Here is a 17531-nt window from a genome sequence, read left to right on the forward strand (position 1 = left end):
GAGTATTGCAGAAAGGTATATGATACGTCCGCGGAGTACAATCATCGACCATCGGTTTCTGGATGGGAACAAAAGCGGTGCGCGGACTCTTTTACGTACTCCCTCGTGCCGATGATCGATAATGTTACTTGATCTATTAGAAAATTTGGGATTGCATGAAATTGATTCAAAAGATATTTACGTATTGCGCTTTATATATTAACTGCTCAATGCTTAGATGGTACTTCGCTTAGACTTTGAAGGTGTTCATTCTATCTGTGATATAACGTGAGTTCGATCTAAGGACAAGGTTTAAAAAAGCCGTCAAACTGAATAATTTTCCATAGTGAAACGAAGAAAAATTAACCTGTCCGTCCGCCTTGGGCGGATGCTTAGGATGATAAGTAAATTTTCTTATGTCGAACTCAGGTTGAGTATCACTCCACTTTTATTCGCGTACCTTTAGAATGATTGCTAAACTCTGGAGCATACATACTTTGGATTGTAGTGATTCCGTTAGAGAAATCTCCTTTGTTGTTAACACGTAAGTCATATTCAAAAACATAGACTCCCTTTGGTAAATAGTCAAAGAAGAAATTGGTAGAGGCATCTTTGGTACTTTCGTAATATCCTAATCCATCCTGATGTTTGTATCGTGAGATTACATTGATAGGTTCTAGTCCAGAAGCACGCATATCTTTCATATGTACAAACTCAAAGTTGTTTTTTACATTCAGTTCCACACGTACTGTGATTAGGTTACCTATGCTAAGTTGTTCTTGGTCAGTAATTTTTTTTAACACAGTTCCTTCATCATCATTTTGTTTAAGAAAAAGTTCTTTTTTGATCATGATTTGATGTGCTGTTGGAGCTGTGATATTATCCAAATCTTCAAAATACTGCCAGTAATATCCTCCATATTGGGGTACGCTACTTTTGTTCTGTACGGTTACATAATTCATTGTATCAGTAATCTCTTTAGTATTCCACTGTTTTTTGATATATCCGGTTCCAGCTTCTGTAGAATTCATCGGTAATAGTTTTTCAGGATTCAATTTTTTTCCAAAAGAAATATCGGCACCTTCTTCTACAGATAACCAATCACTACCGTGTAATAATAGCGCATAAATCGCTTCTGTAGTAGCTTTGGTAGTAATCCAACTCTGTAATTGTTTGTTTCTCAATAACCAGGTTTTTAGCTCATTGATCGTTTCAGTATCTCCAGTAATTTCAGAGAAGGCTTCGATAATTAGTGCCTGTAATTCTATAGGGGATTGATGCCAATACCAGCCAGATTTATTTTCTTTCCAATACATTCCGTTTTCCTTAGACATCACTGCATTTTCTTCTAAGGTTTTGATAATGTTTTTGGCAATTTGTTGATCTCCATTTCGCTGTAGAATTAACGCTAAGATGGTTTTATCAAACAAACCTTTCTGCATCCACTTTTTTTGTTCTTTAGGAATGTGTTTTTTATAAATACTATCTATTTTTTTACTCGTTGGATACTTTTCTTTCCAAAAACTTCGGGCGTAGAAGTAGTGTAAATCACTTCTAGAAAAAGTGTAGGTGCTATCAAATAATAGCTCACGTTTATAATTTTCTAAGTATTTTTTGTCCAGATAGGCGATTGCTTTTTTGGCTATTACATTCGAGGTATATATGTGTTCTGTATCAATTTGTAATTTTTTTAGATGTCCCAATCCGGATACAATATGTCTGGTAATATAGAGGTTAACATTACCACCGCTAAACCATGGAAATCCACCGGATGCATCCTGAATTCCTTGTAACTTTTCTAAAATAGCTTCTTGTTTTGTAGTGATTTTGGCAAGATCAAATAATTCTGCTAATCTAGCTTGTTGTTCTTTTTCGCTTTGAGCGTTTCTGAGCCATGGTGTTTCCTGTATCAATATGTTTTTTAGCTCCTGATTCTTTTCTAGATTAGATACGAATTGTTCATTGGTTTTCCAGCTATCAAAAACCTCTTTAATTTTTGGATTGCTATTCAGGATATGACTTGCAATTTCATTACTGTAATACCTGGCAAAGGTCTGTTCTGCACATTCGTAGGGATATTCCATCAAGTACGGAATGGATTTAATAGCAAACCATGCAGGATTGGTCGTGTATTCTAGTGTGACCTGGTGGTTTTGTCTGGTCGCAGAAGGTTGATCGTTCATTTTAGCAAATCCGAAGGTTTTCTGTTCTCCCGCACGGACCCACATAGGAACACTTTCTGTTACTAGCATTCTGTTTGTTAATACCGGAATAATGCTTTCTTCGCCATCACTAAATTTACCGGCTTTTGCGACAATTTTATATCTGATAGCTTGTACAGATGAGGGAATATATAATTTCCAATGTATAGATGTGTTTCCTCTGGCATCTATGGCAAAATTCTGCACATTATTATTGTCTACAAATACTGTTTTTAAGTCGTTTTGAGAAATTTCATCAGTTAAACTTAGAGATACCAAACCTTTCATTTTTTTAATATCCAGATTAGCAATTTTAGCAGATATGGTAACGGTATCACCTTCTCTAAGGAAACGAGGAATGTTAGGAACAATGCTTAGTTCTTTTTGGGTAACTATCTCGCTTTGGATCAACTTCGTATTCAGTTTTTTATCATAGGCAAAAGCTTGAAACTTCCATCGAGTTAATGCTTCTGGTGAACTAAAGCTAAAACTTACGTTTCCTTTTTTGTCGGTTTGTAACTGTGGGAAGAAAAAGGCGGTTTCTTTTAAGTTTTTTCTGGGGACTACTTTTTGCAATTCTTCCAATCCTTTTTTGGTAGTGATAATGATAACACCATTGACTCCTCTGCTACCGTAGATGGCTTCGGCAGCAGCACCTTTAAGCATTTTTATATCTGCTAGATCTAGCGTGTTTAATGATTGTTGTCCTTTTAAAAAAGGGACTCCATCTACGATAACCAGTACTTTGTTATCATTTTTAAAAGAGGAGTTTCCTCTTATTTTTATCGTAGCAGAAGCTCCGGTAGCAGATATAACTTCTACTCCAGCAACTTTGCCTTTTAGAATATCATTATAGGTGCTATTAATCTCTTCTGTAGTTATTGTAGAGACTGCATAGCCCATAGACTTCCTTGTTGTTTGTATACCTTGAGCTGTAACTACGACTTCTTCGAGTTGAGCTGCATCTTCTCTCATTACTACCGAGGCTTGATTGTTATGTACCTTGATTTCTGAAGAAATGAATCCGATATAAGAAAAAATAACGAGATCGTTTTTGTTTGCTTGAATCGTAAATACCCCGTCAAAATCGGTTTGTGTTCCCTTAGTAGTTCCTTTGATGACCACATTTACTCCTGGTAACGGAATACCCAAGCCATCTGTTACAATTCCTGTGATTGTACCTCCTGTAGCTTTTAATCGTTTGCCAACTTTAGGTTCTGATGGTCTTGGATGATAGCTAAGGGTTCTCAGGTAATTTTTCTGACCTCGATCTGGATTAGAAAAATGAAATCCAAAGGTGTTGATCGAATTATAGGTGAAATTGCGAGGGCGATAATATTTAACTTGAAGATTTTTCATCCAGATAGAAATATTCTGAAATGAAGTATGTGTATCTATCCTTGGGAGCTTATTATAATAATAGGATTCTTGTCCGTGTATTTTTATATCACTTCGCCATTCGTGTCCAATAAAAGTATCCAGTGACATATCATACATAGAAGCTAATACTTCTGCTGAAGCCGCATCACCAGTGCTATTTAGAATTTTAAGTTTCCAGGTTTCATCGGTACCAGGCTGTAGCTTGTTCCTAAAGGTTTCTAGTTCAATGTTTAAATCAGTATTTTCAATTTGCTGGGGGAAATAGTATCTAAGTTGATCTGTCCAGATACAGTTGAATTTTATAAATGAAACCTGTACATCAATTTGATCCTTTTTCTGTTTTAAGCGAATAGGTATGTTATATTGACCATCAATAATCTGGACAATGTCATTAAAGATGATTCTATTTTTTTGATAAGCTTCTACATTAACAAATAACGATGTTGCGGCAGTTCTTAATTCAATTTGTAAAATATTTTTAGCGCTTACCTGCTCATCATTTATTTTTAAATCAAATAATTGTTTATCGGCAAGATATTTTTCTTTAGGATTGGCAAGTGTAAATTGCTGTTCTGTAGTGATGTCATAACCAAATGCATCTTTGGTATGAAATTTAGCGATATATTTTCCACCTTTCCAATTGGTTATATCACCTAAAGGAATTTTATCATCTTCTTTTGTGTTCACGGTATACGTTTCTACCGGATTCGTATCATCATATTGCTCGCCATATTCTGTTGTGTAAGTGTCGTTAGGAAATAGTTTTAAAAAAGTGTTCTTAGGAATTTGCTGAACATCCGGAATACTCCAGGGTCTTTTTCGTAAAACTCTATCTGGATGTTTTAGTTTATATATAGATACGGTTCCTTCATATCCTATTGGATGATTGTTCAGGTTTTTTATACTAGCGTAAAGTTTATTATCTGTTTTGTCCGAAGATAACTTTTGATCCATTAGAATAGTAGCTTCCAGGCTATGATATCCCACTCGTACATATTGTGTTTCATTTCTTGTTTCTCCATTAATATCTGTGATCTCCGCATCGATACGATATCTATAAACGGGTCTTAATACTGGTGTAGCTCTGGAATCAGTTGTAGCGATAAACCCAATTGTAAAATCTCCTTTTAAGTTCGTATTGGTTTTTCCGGTAACAACTTTTTCTTCTTGATCAAAAGGTAGTTGATAACTCGTTTCTCTGGTAATGGTATAATTTACTGGGACCTTAGATATAGCTGATCCTAAAAATGCCTTGGCAGTTCCTTTTACTTTTATCGAATCGTTTAAGGTATATGTCTCGATTATTTTATCAAATGTAATTTCGAATCTAGGACGTTTGTATTCTTCTACTTTGATCCTGTGTTCTGCGATCTCAAAATCATACATGTTTTCCCAAAAATCTGAATCTTCCTCGTAATCTTCATCTATTTCTATTGTAAATTCTCCGTTTAATCTATTGGTAGGTAATATGAATTCTCCATGAATAGATCCAAATTCATTCGTTTTCAGGCGTAGTTCTTTAATTTCATCTTCATTAGCGTCATATAATGTGACGATAACGTATTCTCCAGAAACCGGGCTAGAAATTTTCTTTCTCCGTTGTGTTAGTATTCCTTTAAAATATACTTTTTGTCCAGGACGATATATGCTTCTATCTGTAAATATTTTTGCTTTCGCTTCAAAATCATCAGAACCTTTATAACGATAACTGTAAGGTGTATATCGTTGATCTATGGATGTTTCCAAAAAAAGAGAGTCACTATCTTTAGAAACCAAAGTATTTAATTCATGAGACTTTTTTTCTAAGTTGATGCGTGTACTTCCTTTTTTATCAGTAATAAGTTTTCTGAAAAAAGGACTTTCTTGTCTATTATCCTGTAATAGTATAGTAGCATTTTCTATAGGCGAACCATTATGTCGATTTACCACCTGATAACCGCTTTTTTTGTTACTAGAAGAGGATATTAAGGCCAATGAGGTTGATTGAACATAATTAATTCCATAAATATCATTTTCGAAAGTGGCTTGCGGATCTTTTCTAGCAATAACAATGTATTTGCCAGGTGCTAATGCTGGTAAAATGATCTCGGTTGATCTTTCTATATGATATTTATTTTTTGGTAGTGCATACGCAGTTTTTTTAGCCGGAATGTGATTTTTTGTGAAATCAGTGATTAAAGAATCAATATCATAATAACTATCTTTTATCGATTGATAGGTAAACGGAACCTTATAAAAAGAAATATGAATACTGTTTATGTCTTTATATTCGATAAAAGCTCTACTCTTTTTGTTAGGAAGTATAAACTTTTCTGTGGTAATACTTAGACTAGGATTGGTGATCAGTTCCTTAAGTTTTAGTGCTTCGATTCCTATAATGCTGTTTGGCGTGGTTTCCAGAATTTGGTTACATATTTCTATTGCTTTTTCGTTATAATCGGGATGGGAGGAGAGACTCATATGATTCTTAAAGTAGTGTGCTAAGTGTAACAAGATGGGCAGACGCGATGTTCCTGTAAATTGAGATTGTAAATTCTTAAGTGCTTCGAAATATAATAGGTCCGAAACATCGTTTTTACTATTAAGAAATTCTAAACGATCTAATGATGCATGGACAAGGGATACGGAGTCTTTTCTTTTATAATGGGCTTTTTCAATTCTTTGGTATAATTCTAGAGCGTTTTGTATAGATGAGTATTTAAGATCATTACCTATCTGGTTAGAAATAAAAATTGAAGGAATGCTATAATGATCTTTTTGTATTGCGAAGCTGTCTTTCTTGTTGTAATAATAGTTATTTGCATTATAAAAACTAATAGCTCTATTAGCTAAGAGGTCATAAAGGGTGTTGCGATATTTTTGATCATTATCTCCGAACTTTAAAATTTCAGAGAATACGGTATCTTTAATTTTTATAAGTTCTGCAGATTGCTTCAATGAGTTCTGAAAATGTGAATGTATTTGTTTATTTAATTTTTTGATATCCCAGGTTCTGTAATCTGTGGAAATAATAGTATCAGTAGCTGTTCGTTTTCGGATTTTATAAGCATTACTATCTAAATAACTTTCTAAGCTTTTGGCGAGAATAGATTCTAGGATATTCTTAGTCGGGAAAGAGGTGTTTTTTACTTCAGAAAGCAGCATTTGATAGACATTGCTATTAGCGTCTTCTTCTAATAAGAGTGTATACTTTACTTTATACAAAAAGGATTTGATAATTTGCGATTGATTGCTTTCTGCTTTTGCTAAGCTATAGATTTGATTAATTTTTTTAGAGGCAGATCTTGTTTTGCCTTCAATTTCTAGGTTCTCAATCTTGGCCCATAATTTATCATATTTATATTGGCCATTAACAGCAAAGCTTAGGAAGATTAATAGCGGTAGGATGAAGTATTGCTTTCTCATAGTAGTTAGTTTACTACGAAGTACTTAAATCAATATAATTTATGCCATAAGGAATGAGTGAACTAGGTATTTGGGTTAGGGAAGTGGAATTAACGAAGATTGAAGCTTCCTTTTATGAATTTTATATCCAATCAGCATCAATACCTATATCTTTTAGCTCATCAACGATATTTTTTTTAGCATAACATAATGTTACTTTTTTAAGATTTGGGAAGTTTTTGGCGTCTTCAGAGCTTTCTATATCCCAGTAATTTTCCCAACCTTCAGCAAAACGTAATAAATTTAGATATATCTCATTTCCACCATCCTGATAGATTTCGGTTATTTCGGCTGCTAATTTTTTTGGTATTTGTAAATCTTTAAAGTATTGCGTAACCTCGGGTATTGGTTCATATCCTTCTTTTTCTATATCAATTTTTCTTTTGTCATACCATTCTATAAATTCGGATAAGTCAAATTTGGGTTCTAATAGTTCTTTATTATACATCAGTTCTTGGATAATAGAAAGTTTAAATCCAAAATCGCTAAACGCTATTTGTTCTTCATCTAATTCCCTAATTGTGTACTTGTCCTTTGTTAGTTTAGGTTTTATAAAACTTTTGTCAAATATCCGATTGTATGAAATACTAACTAAGCAGGGACTTTTTTTACCAGTATAGGTAAACTGCTTAATTTCATATTTCCGCATTGTGATGTTTTTAAATTTCTTTTTATTGATTTCAATCCCGTCTACAATTATTTTGCCTTTGAAAAATGGCTTTTGCTCAGATTTAGAATAGACTTCCATAGGGTTATAGTCTATATGAAGTGATAAGTGATTTGTTATTCCGTTTCCGTATGGATTGGTACTTATACCTAGTTCCTTCCAATAAATTCCATTTTTTTTGATATCAGTAGGTTCACCAAAACACTTTTTAAATTCTTTCCAATCCATAGGAAGTTCAAGAATAATTTCGTTGATAGAAAGCTTATTATTATCAATCTTGATAATAATATTCGAAGATTGATTTTTTAAGTTAAATAAGTGTATCATTTACTTTTGTAAGCTGGTGTTTCAAATTGGCTACAACGTTTAATATATGTGTCAAAGTAGATCAGAATGCACCATGTTTTTCGATTTTTCTATGCATTTTTTATTTCTTATTCAAGATATAAAAATCTAGCACCGTAGCAAAAAAGAAATGACATTTCGATCAAGAACCGAAACTGCAATTATTTTTATACACTTGTATGTAGTACTTTTTTCTGTTGTTCCGAATTAGGTTTCTTTTTTAATTAAAAGTGCTTTTCTATTTACTGTGAATTTTATTCCTTTTCTTTTTTTGTAAAGTATAGTCAGGACGATTACTAATACAATGGTCATAAATCGGAAAACGTTCGAATAAATTCCGCCAAGTGCATTTTCACTCACGGAGAATAGTTCCCAGGCCAAATTCATTAACATATGCAGAAAAATTGGAACCCAAATGTTGAAATTCCATTCTGCATATACCCAGGCAAATAGGATACCACCTAAAAAAGTAATCAAGAATATACCCAACAACTCATTAACTTCTGTACTTTGATACAAATGCAATGATCCAAAATAGAGAGCACCGAACAACACGGAAAGTATAAATCCAAGTTTTGTATTTCTAAAAGGTAATCCGAATAAAAACCCTCTATAGTAAAGTTCTTCAAAAAAGCCAGCAGAAACAACTCCAATTAAAATCGTATTCATCTTGATCTTTGAATTTAATTCAAATATTATACTAAATCCGATATACATGGGTAAAGTGCATAAAAGAGCAAACAAAAATCCTTTAACTATTGATTTGTCAAACCCTAAATTTCGAAAAAAGTCCGCTCTTTTTCCAATCAGTATAGTGCCGACAAATAAAGGAATTCCAGTAATCAAATAAGAAATTATATGACTAATTCCGAGTTGATTAGTAAAGTCAAAGAACCAGTTCCTGATGTCTTTGAAAAAAAAATCATCGAAAATAAAGTATAGTGCGAATGAAATTATGATGATAAATAAGGCTTTGGTTGATTTGTTCATTTTAAATTTCAAATTACGGTTCTATACATATAGACGAAGCTTTTGAGTAAATAGTTGCCTAAGAACTTGCTCGATATTTTTTTACATTACACACAAGGTTAAGTTTATAGTGTTGTAGCAGCGTAAAATGATACCTTGCCATCTAAGTTTTCTGCGCATATTTTATAACTTTTTCATTATAAAATCTTAGCGTCATAATAGGTTTACAAGAACCTTTGGGTTATCTCTTAACCGCTATTACATTGTTAGATACAGTTATTTCTTTACAATCTTTTTTGTTATTTTCTTTTCGTCCACAAGAATACTTAAGAAGTATATTCCATTAGTGAAATTATCGAATTCTATTATTGGTTCAAAGCTTTTAAATTGTTTTATGGTTTGGCCTACTACATTCATTATCGACATAGTAATATTTTCTTTATTTATTGAACCTATATCAATGTGTAAAGTATTATCTATTGGATTTGGATATACATTTAAATTTTGATTTAAAGTATGTTCTTCTATGGATAATATTGGTTGTGTAAAATTTAAATCACTTGTATTTACCGATAAAACAAAACCATCAAATGAACCAAAGCTATTACCTGTCATATATCCCTCGGTCATTCCTCCTAAAAACAAATAATCTCCTAGTATTGATGTAAAAGCTCTGTCTTCATGTGGTGTCCCAAACTGTATTCCTGTTAATGGATTAAGATCAGTTTCAAATTTTTGAACAAAAATGTCTCCGCTTTCTTGATTAGTATCTGCATTTGTTCCTATATAATTACCATAGGTATAACCAACAGCATATAAAACGTCATCTTTGATTTCCAATTTTCTAATGAGGTCTGATTTTGGAGTTCCAAATTGTTTATAAATTGGGTTTGTTAATTGTGGTGAGAATTTTATAAGATATGCGTCCCCCTCGCCATTTGGTGCAGAACCCAAATTACCAGTCGTGAAACCTGCCACATAAATATTACCGTTATTATCAACTGCATTATCTAAAACCCAATCTGCTCTCGCACCTTGCGAAGATATTGTTACAGAGTTTGGACGGCTTGGGTTACTTGTATTTAAATTTTCATAAACGGAAACAAATGCATCTGCACCCATATTAGAAAAATACCAACCACCAGCGATCAGTCTTCCATTGCCAGGTGTTGTTCCAGGAACATAAGTCAATCCACCCCAAGCTTCTGCCGATGAAATAAAATTTGTGGTATTGGGCGGGTTAAGTTCTCTCCAAATATTAGATAAATTTGCCTTACTATACTTTGCTACTAAATACACATCGTCAAAACCTGCTGGTCCATCTGGTGAACCTTGGGCTGAAACAAAAATATTTCCATCGTCATCCTGTGTTATATTTCCATAACCATCAATTCCCGCATTACCCCATTGGTCCATTGCTACAATTTGTCCAGAATTTAAATCTAACTTTAATAGTATTCCGTCCCATCTACCAGCATTCGTGAACCCGGGTAAATTGCCAAGTGTTCTACCACAAACGTATAGAAATTGATCATCTGTAATTCCATCTTTTAACATAGATCCTTCGGATAAGGGCAATTCTGTAACCCATTGTTGCACTCCATTACTATTTATTTTTACAATGAATATTTCATTTTCTGCATCTGTACCTTCGTCTAAATTCCCATCAGTTGAACCAAACAAATATGAGTTGTTAAGTTCATCGACCGTAAATCCGCCAATAACTTCTTTGCCATCAGAACCGAACTGTGTAATGCCATTTGGTACAGCAAATGTAGTTTCTATAGGTTGGGCATAGGCAAATTGTATTGGATCTGTTAAACTTAAAATATTGTTCGAATTGCAGAGTGGATTGAGATTGTTTGGTGGATTTCCGCTCAAAGGGGATTCAATAGCATCACAAGGAAAAATAAATGCTATAAGATCAATATTATTATCTTTTGTATAAAATAAATACCAACCTTCTGTTTGGCAACCTTCAGCTAGGGTACAATAGATTAAGTTGTAATCTGTGGCTACTCCTTTTAATTGAATTGCGCCAGCCTCAAAATCAAGATGCTGAATTACCAAATAATCATTATCAATTCCATCACTTCCTTTTATGAAAAAAGGAACTTCTATTTCGTGAGTTCCAAGAATAATTCTATCTCTGTTTGCACTATTGTAAACTTCATTTAGATCAGTATTTGTTACACATCTTATATATTTTACTTTATTAGAACCAGGAAAAGTGTCTGAAGGATCCACGGGCATAAAAACATCACCACCACTATTTTCTCCATCCATATAGTCAGTATCTAAAATCGTGAAATCAAGGTCATTGAAAGGTGCTCCAGACGAAAATGTTGGTTGATCTTGAACGAATGGTATTAAATCTTCCGTAGCTCTAGGCATTGGCGGAAACAGTTTGGCAGTATCTTTTAATTCTTGTGTTGTTTGGCTATAACTAAAAATAGTGATGCTAATTGTAAACAGAAATAAGATTAGTTTTTTCATAGTTAAAGAGTTTAAAAACTCTTGGACTAAACTTCATGAAAAAGGTTTAATCTATCGTATTTATATTGCACATTTGTAATAAAACTTATGAAGATTAATAACGATAGGGTATAGTATTGATTTTTCATAGTTGTTAGTTTACTACGAAGTACTCAAGTTAATATAATCAAGCTATAAGGAATAAATGAACTAGGGATTTAGATTAAGAAAGGGAGTTTACGAAAGTTGATACTTCCTTTTATGAATTTTATGTCCAAGCAGCATCAATATCTATATCTTTTAGTTTGTCTATTTTTCCAATATTCTCAAGGAAATCTTTAATAGCTCCAAACTTTATTAATTCAGATTCTCTTTCTTCTATTGGAATTAGTTTTTTCATATTCTAAGTAACATTTTTAATAATATATTGAAAGTTAGTTATTTTTTCGCAGGTCTGTAATTACAAGCTCTATTTTCTACATATTCAATTTTATGCTCGGATAAGAGTTGAGAAATTATTTCTCTCGTTTCATTCTCGTCAAGATATAATTTTTCTCCAAGGTCAATTTCATTCAGTTGACCATCATTTTTTATTAGTGCTTTGTAATAGCGTTTTTTGTTTTTCATAATGGTTTTATTTTTTTACAGCTATCATCATATGGGGACTAAATGATAATAGATGATTATCGTTTTCTGTTAATTTAATAAGTTCTAGTAGTGTTTTTTTCTTTTCATCATTTAACATACTAGCAAAATAATCTTTATCTAACCAAGACATTCCCTCGACTGCATATGTATTAAGATAAGTTAACTCTTGAGCTACAAACTCCTGTTTAAGTTGTTCTGGTTTGTGATAATAAGCCTCAGCTAAAAGCCAAGGAAAATCATCTGGCGGATTATGTATTCCATTCGTTAATTCTTGTTTACACATATCAAAAAATGTCTTTTTGTGAATTAAACCGTTCAATAACCCAACCAAAGTTGATGCAGTATAATTAATAGCAAAACCTAAAATAATTCCATTGTTTTTAAGAACGCGTTTGGCTTCACGAATGGTTAAGTCTCTGTTTTCTTTTTTTTGGAGATGATAAAGGGGTCCGTGTAAAATTATCAAGTCAGCATAATTATTAGGTAATTCCAATTTACGAGATTCGCCTAATTGAATTGAAAACTTATTCTTTAATTTATTAGCTCTATTTGTTGCTATTTCTATATGTTTTAAAATAGGTTCTATTAAATGAACTTGATGTCCTTTTTTAGCAAGCCATTCTGAATATTTTCCAGTACCACCTCCAACATCAATTATTTTTGAAGTTGAGGATGATAAATATTTTTCTATAAGTGATTTAATTCTTTCAAATTCGAATATCCCCATTCCTTTGTTCAGTCGGGTTTCTTCAGATACTTTATTGTAGAATAGTTCTATGTCTCTACTAATTAAATGTTTACTATTCATTTTCAATTATTGTATTACCATCACATAATGAAATGTCTAAAACATTACAAATGCAACACAATCAGTTTGTGATAAATTGATTTGTTTAAAATTTTATAAAATAAATGGACGTGATTATCTGAACATTAAAAACCAATAGATTTCTATGTTTTAATTACTCTTTTTCGAGTTGGTCTTTTAGGAAAGACTCAGATAATATGTTTAATTAGTATAACAGATTTCAAAGATATAAATTCCTATATTAATTCTTTCAGAAGTTGTTGATTTTACTTGTAGGTAACCTCTCGGCTATGGTTAGTACGGGAATTCAATGAACCGAACTTAGTGAAAAATAAACTAAACTTTGAATTAAACACTAAAACTCTTATTGATTATAGCCATTGTTACCAAACGTATATTATGTTGAGTCAAATTTATTGTTCCTTCTTAAAGTACTCTATTTTCAACTTCTCAATGATTCTTGTACTTACCCAATAAAAATTTGACAATCCATCTTCTTCGTTATACCTACTAAAGAATAAATATTTTCCATCTGGTGTAATACTTGGAACGGTTTCTGAAAAGATAGAGTTCACTTGCTTTCCAAGATTAATAGGTTTAGACCACGTTCCGTCAATTTCTTTAAAGTAGACATATATATCATTGTCTTTTCGTGTATCATCTTCTGTATTCTTTGCATTTACGACTAGATAATCTTGTGATGGTGAAATGAAACCCTGAATACCAAATTCAATGTTTAATTCTTTTACTTCTGAAAATTCACCATTTATTTTTTTTGTATAATACATTTTTCGCTTTGCAATATTGGTGTAATAAAAATCTCCGCTTTTTCCTTGATTTAAATAAAACACTCTATCTCCATTTATTGGTGATTCAATTTCCTTTGCAGTACTTAAAGAGTCCTTAGTACGAGATATACACCAAATTTTCGTATTTCTTGAATCTTCGTTATATGCTGTAAAGTATATTTTATTCTCATTAAGACTAACAAATGGCTTCATTTCAGTATCTTTTTCACCTTTAGTAAAGTTAGCCTTTTTGATTGGTGACCACTTATTACCTTTTAATTTTGAATAATAAATGGCTGTTTTTTCATCTACTTCCTTAGCTTAAAAAAACATTTCATTTAAATCAGGAGAAAATGAAATTCCAAATTCATATCGCCCATCAATCGAAACGAGACCTTGAGCAAAAATTTCTGGAGTTAGACCAGGTGGTTTTTGGTCAAAATATTTTTTTTCTTTAGTTGATGAATTATTGTTATTATTTGAATTCTGTGTTTTTGTATTACAAGCATTCAGAAATAGTGTAAATACAAGTACTAATAGTTTAATGATTTTCATACTATTTTTTATATACATTATTATACCACCTTATTTTACTATGGTTGTTAATTCAGTCAGATATTCTTTGGTGTACTTTTCTCCAAAATTGTCAATCGTAATTGCAAAGGCGAAATGTAAAATAAGTGCCGTAAATATCCCAAAAAGGATAGACTTTGGGCTTAAAAATGACATCGCCAGAATTAGCACAACAATCAAAACACCATAAGTTAATTTGAGCCAAAAGAAAGATTTCAATGCCTTTTCAGTAGATTTAGATTCGCTTACTAAAAATTCCGTTTCGTTGCTTTTATAAGTCGATATCTTGTCATTAATTTTCTGTTGGTATTTATAATATGTCGGAAACATTACTGCCATTTCCAAAATTCCGATAACAATCATAGTTATGGCAAAACTCTTATGATTAGATAATAATAGAAAAAGTAAGCCAACTATTACTGAAACAACACCTATTATTCCTGCGAACAGGTATAATGTTTTTTCGCTATTAAAAAATTCGGTTATCCAATCCATATTTGTTGATTTACTTTCCAATTGTTCTATAATTTTCGATTTAAATTACGCTTTTGAGATTTGCTCTGCTTTTAATTTGTAATCGTTAAATAATGCATTATTCATATTGTACATATCGATAAATCCACCAACTTCAATCATTTCTAATAATGTAAGGTCACATTTTTGTATTCGTGGAAATTTCTCAGCATTGTCAATGCATTCAATTTCATAATGTCCTTTTGCGTGTAACACTATATTTCCGTCTTGAACGGGTTGATATATATAATTGAAGCTTAATGAAGCTTTTTTATCATTTATTAGCTTAACTGTCATTTCAAATGGTCGGTGAGAATATCCCCAATCTTTGTTCAATTCGTTGAAACTATTTTCGAAAGCTTGAATTCCGACAAGATTTCCACTTGGACTTAACCATTCAAATCCATCTTCATAAAGTAATTCCCGAACCAATGAAAATTCCGTATTCTTACTTTCGTACAATGAAAAAAAGCGGTGCATCATAGCTTCAACTCTGTATATTCTTGTTTTCTCTGTATTTGTCATTATCTATATGTTAAAGTTGTTTTAGACGTTTGTTTTTATGTGGCATAACGACTCAGTGTATGTAACATGGGGCAGGTGATAAGCTATACGTTTCGGATTGGTGACTCTGCAAATAGATGACAACCTTTCGGTTAAACACTAATCGCCCTATTTGCTATATAAAATGTTACCACCAGTTACTTTTCTGTTTTTTCAGTTAAATACTTATAAAAGAAAGAACTTTTCAAGTATAGCTTACATTTTTCAATATCAGTCAATTCCGAATACAAGTTTATTTCATAATCAATTCCGTTAATTTTCAATTCAATAATCTTATTTTCTTTGTCAAAGGTTAGATTCTCAATTCCGTTATCAATTTTAGATTTTAGTAGTTCTAAGTCATCAAATTTTGAACAAATAGTTTCGGCTAATTCGGTTTCGTCATTACTTGCAGAAACTGTTGCCCAATTAGGGTACATTGATTTATAATCATATTCAAATGCTCTTTCAATTAATTTTGAAATAGCCTTGTCTTTTTCTCCTAAATCATTTAAAAATCTGTATTTCCAAAAGGCTAAATCTACCTTTTGAAAAATGAAAGATGTTAATGAAGTTGTCTCAAATGCAATTTCTTTATCCGCTTTTTCAACGTAACTTAATCCTTTTTTGAAGTCTCCTTTTTTCCCATAGAAGCTCGCCAACCGCATAGTTGCGTGGTAACGATAATTCTTATAAGGTTTGCCAATTTCGTTGTTTAAGTCCTTATCGTTTAAATCAGAGTCAATTATTTTTTGATAGTAATTCAGTATGTTTTTCTCATCATCTATTTCAATATAATAATAGAGTATATTTCCTAAAGTCGTTCCGTAGGTTGATGAAGGATTATCTGCTTTTTTCTCAATCTTTTTCCAGATTTTCAGTGCTTTATTTTTTTTTCCTTCTTGATATAAATCTATTCCTTTATCAATCTCTTCGTCCAATTTTTCTTGACTAAAAACTTGATTTGAAAATAGGATTATTAATATTAGCAGGATGTTTTTCATAATTGGTGGTAACGTTTAGCTATGCGTAGTGCGGGAGCAAAAAAACAAAGATTTTCGAGCAAGCACTTAGCCAAAGTTTATGTTTTGTTTTTATATTCTTTAAAATACTAAATTTAAATCTTTGGCGACAAACCAAATAGACAATGATCTTTCGATTAAACCTAAACTCCGCATTATAGCATAGGTGTTGTTACCCAACGTTTTTATTTAATCTTTCTTTAGTTTTTTGCTCAAACCTCTTTTTCCAATCATTAAGATTGAAGTTATACCTTTCTTGGAAAGAAGATGTTTCCCAGTACATCATTAAAGCATAATTTTGTTCCATTAATAATGCTCTATTAATATCTCCAATGTCAGTAAGTCCAGAAATTATTTCACTTATTATCAAGTAATCATTATTCTCTTTTTTACCTCCAAAATTAAAATCAATTTTTTCGCGATTTATAATCAGAGGATGATTTTTTAATTCCTCAACAGGATTTAGAGTTTTAATCATTCTTAAAGCATTTTGAGAAGGAAATTCAATCGCCCAATTTGAAATAATCGAATTGATGATGCTTTTTTGAAATTCTAATTCATTTCCGATTCGTTTATATTGAGAAGCTAACTTAAACCAATTCTCACTTAATTCTCCAAAACTATTTGTACTATCTTTATAGAATTCAATAGCTTTTTCAGGATTATTTTGTTTCAATTGTTCGTTTCCTTTGCTCAGTAAATTCAAGACAAAATTTTCGTCATCAATTTCTTCTTCTCCCCAATCAAAATCATTTAATTTATACCATTCTAAGAATTTGTCTAAATTCGAAAATCTTGGGTTAATAATTCCCTCATCGTGAATCATTTCACAGATTATAGGTTCTTGATTTTCTTTTCCAAATTCCCAGTAAAATCCAAAATAATCTCCATTCCCCAAACTTGCTTCTTCAAACTGTAAAAATCCATTTGGAGGATATACACCAACTTCTATTTCAGAGTTAGCAGAAACTTCATTTATATTTTTAGGTAATCTCATTTTTCTAATGTTGGGTAACTACTGTATAACAGCAATTGTTTTTATTTTTATCATAACAACCGTTCACAAACGTTTATTAAACGTTTAATTCTACGGCTAGCTTTTGTTTTTTGTTTTAAAAGTAGTATAAAATTTCCCACAAGACAAAGTCACTAATCAATTCTTATAATTATATCTGT

The 17531-nt window shown here is 31.8% G+C and carries 13 protein-coding genes; all 13 read right to left on the reverse strand.

The features are described 5' to 3' along the window. Positions 1 to 416 precede the first annotated feature (416 nt). Positions 417 to 6965 carry an MG2 domain-containing protein gene (locus D1818_RS19685; protein ID WP_118460999.1) on the reverse strand — a complete coding sequence of 2183 codons (6549 nt, stop codon included), beginning with the start codon at positions 6963 to 6965 and terminating at the stop codon, positions 417 to 419. A 121-nt stretch (positions 6966 to 7086) separates the two neighbouring features. After that, positions 7087 to 7998, reverse strand: coding sequence for a hypothetical protein (locus D1818_RS19690; RefSeq protein ID WP_118461001.1), 912 nt, complete (start codon positions 7996 to 7998; stop codon positions 7087 to 7089). Positions 7999 to 8223: 225 nt separating this feature from the next. After that, positions 8224 to 8685 carry a CPBP family intramembrane glutamic endopeptidase gene (locus D1818_RS25495; RefSeq protein ID WP_158596879.1) on the reverse strand — a complete coding sequence of 154 codons (462 nt, stop codon included), beginning with the start codon at positions 8683 to 8685 and terminating at the stop codon, positions 8224 to 8226. Positions 8686 to 9261: 576 nt separating this feature from the next. Continuing rightward, on the reverse strand, positions 9262 to 11481 hold the full coding sequence (locus tag D1818_RS19700) for a T9SS type A sorting domain-containing protein (protein ID WP_118461005.1): 2220 nt from the start codon (positions 11479 to 11481) through the stop codon (positions 9262 to 9264). A 247-nt stretch (positions 11482 to 11728) separates the two neighbouring features. Beyond that, positions 11729 to 11860: a hypothetical protein gene (locus D1818_RS25820; RefSeq protein WP_255424747.1), complete on the reverse strand. Its 132-nt coding sequence runs from the start codon at positions 11858 to 11860 to the stop codon at positions 11729 to 11731. A 38-nt stretch (positions 11861 to 11898) separates the two neighbouring features. Further along, a complete protein-coding gene (locus D1818_RS19705; RefSeq protein WP_118461007.1) occupies positions 11899 to 12087 on the reverse strand; it encodes a hypothetical protein in 189 nt (62 codons plus the stop codon). 7 nt (positions 12088 to 12094) lie between these two features. Next, positions 12095 to 12916, reverse strand: a complete 822-nt coding sequence (locus D1818_RS19710) for a bifunctional 2-polyprenyl-6-hydroxyphenol methylase/3-demethylubiquinol 3-O-methyltransferase UbiG (protein ID WP_118461009.1) — start codon at positions 12914 to 12916, stop codon at positions 12095 to 12097. Between the two features lie 413 nt (positions 12917 to 13329). Beyond that, positions 13330 to 13917 (reverse strand): PD40 domain-containing protein, encoded by a 588-nt coding sequence (locus D1818_RS25635; RefSeq protein ID WP_199726257.1) that lies wholly within the window; start codon positions 13915 to 13917, stop codon positions 13330 to 13332. 108 nt (positions 13918 to 14025) lie between these two features. Then, a complete protein-coding gene (locus tag D1818_RS25640) occupies positions 14026 to 14259 on the reverse strand; it encodes a hypothetical protein (protein WP_199726258.1) in 234 nt (77 codons plus the stop codon). Positions 14260 to 14289: 30 nt separating this feature from the next. Continuing rightward, the gene (locus D1818_RS19720; RefSeq protein WP_118461011.1) at positions 14290 to 14772 is read right to left on the reverse strand and encodes a hypothetical protein; all 483 of its coding nucleotides are present in this window, start codon (positions 14770 to 14772) and stop codon (positions 14290 to 14292) included. A gap of 45 nt (positions 14773 to 14817) precedes the next feature. Then, on the reverse strand, positions 14818 to 15315 hold the full coding sequence (locus D1818_RS19725; RefSeq protein WP_118461013.1) for a hypothetical protein: 498 nt from the start codon (positions 15313 to 15315) through the stop codon (positions 14818 to 14820). 176 nt (positions 15316 to 15491) lie between these two features. Continuing rightward, positions 15492 to 16337 carry a hypothetical protein gene (locus D1818_RS19730; protein WP_118461016.1) on the reverse strand — a complete coding sequence of 282 codons (846 nt, stop codon included), beginning with the start codon at positions 16335 to 16337 and terminating at the stop codon, positions 15492 to 15494. A 190-nt stretch (positions 16338 to 16527) separates the two neighbouring features. After that, entirely contained in the window at positions 16528 to 17352 is an 825-nt protein-coding gene (locus tag D1818_RS19735) for a hypothetical protein (protein ID WP_118461018.1), read from the reverse strand. Positions 17353 to 17531 lie beyond the last annotated feature (179 nt).

Source organism: Aquimarina sp. BL5, from assembly GCF_003443675.1.
Lineage (GTDB): Bacteria > Bacteroidota > Bacteroidia > Flavobacteriales > Flavobacteriaceae > Aquimarina.

What these genes read in the sequence shown, in the direction of transcription:
- D1818_RS19685 (WP_118460999.1), bottom strand. Translation starts at nt 6,965, where the DNA reads ATGAGAAAGCAATACTTCATCCTACCGCTATTAATCTTCCTAAGCTTT.
- D1818_RS19690 (WP_118461001.1), bottom strand. Translation starts at nt 7,998, where the DNA reads ATGATACACTTATTTAACTTAAAAAATCAATCTTCGAATATTATTATC.
- D1818_RS25495 (WP_158596879.1), bottom strand. Translation starts at nt 8,685, where the DNA reads ATGAATACGATTTTAATTGGAGTTGTTTCTGCTGGCTTTTTTGAAGAA.
- D1818_RS19700 (WP_118461005.1), bottom strand. Translation starts at nt 11,481, where the DNA reads ATGAAAAAACTAATCTTATTTCTGTTTACAATTAGCATCACTATTTTT.
- D1818_RS25820 (WP_255424747.1), bottom strand. Translation starts at nt 11,860, where the DNA reads ATGAAAAAACTAATTCCAATAGAAGAAAGAGAATCTGAATTAATAAAG.
- D1818_RS19705 (WP_118461007.1), bottom strand. Translation starts at nt 12,087, where the DNA reads ATGAAAAACAAAAAACGCTATTACAAAGCACTAATAAAAAATGATGGT.
- D1818_RS19710 (WP_118461009.1), bottom strand. Translation starts at nt 12,916, where the DNA reads ATGAATAGTAAACATTTAATTAGTAGAGACATAGAACTATTCTACAAT.
- D1818_RS25635 (WP_199726257.1), bottom strand. Translation starts at nt 13,917, where the DNA reads ATGAAGCCATTTGTTAGTCTTAATGAGAATAAAATATACTTTACAGCA.
- D1818_RS25640 (WP_199726258.1), bottom strand. Translation starts at nt 14,259, where the DNA reads ATGAAAATCATTAAACTATTAGTACTTGTATTTACACTATTTCTGAAT.
- D1818_RS19720 (WP_118461011.1), bottom strand. Translation starts at nt 14,772, where the DNA reads ATGGATTGGATAACCGAATTTTTTAATAGCGAAAAAACATTATACCTG.
- D1818_RS19725 (WP_118461013.1), bottom strand. Translation starts at nt 15,315, where the DNA reads ATGACAAATACAGAGAAAACAAGAATATACAGAGTTGAAGCTATGATG.
- D1818_RS19730 (WP_118461016.1), bottom strand. Translation starts at nt 16,337, where the DNA reads ATGAAAAACATCCTGCTAATATTAATAATCCTATTTTCAAATCAAGTT.
- D1818_RS19735 (WP_118461018.1), bottom strand. Translation starts at nt 17,352, where the DNA reads ATGAGATTACCTAAAAATATAAATGAAGTTTCTGCTAACTCTGAAATA.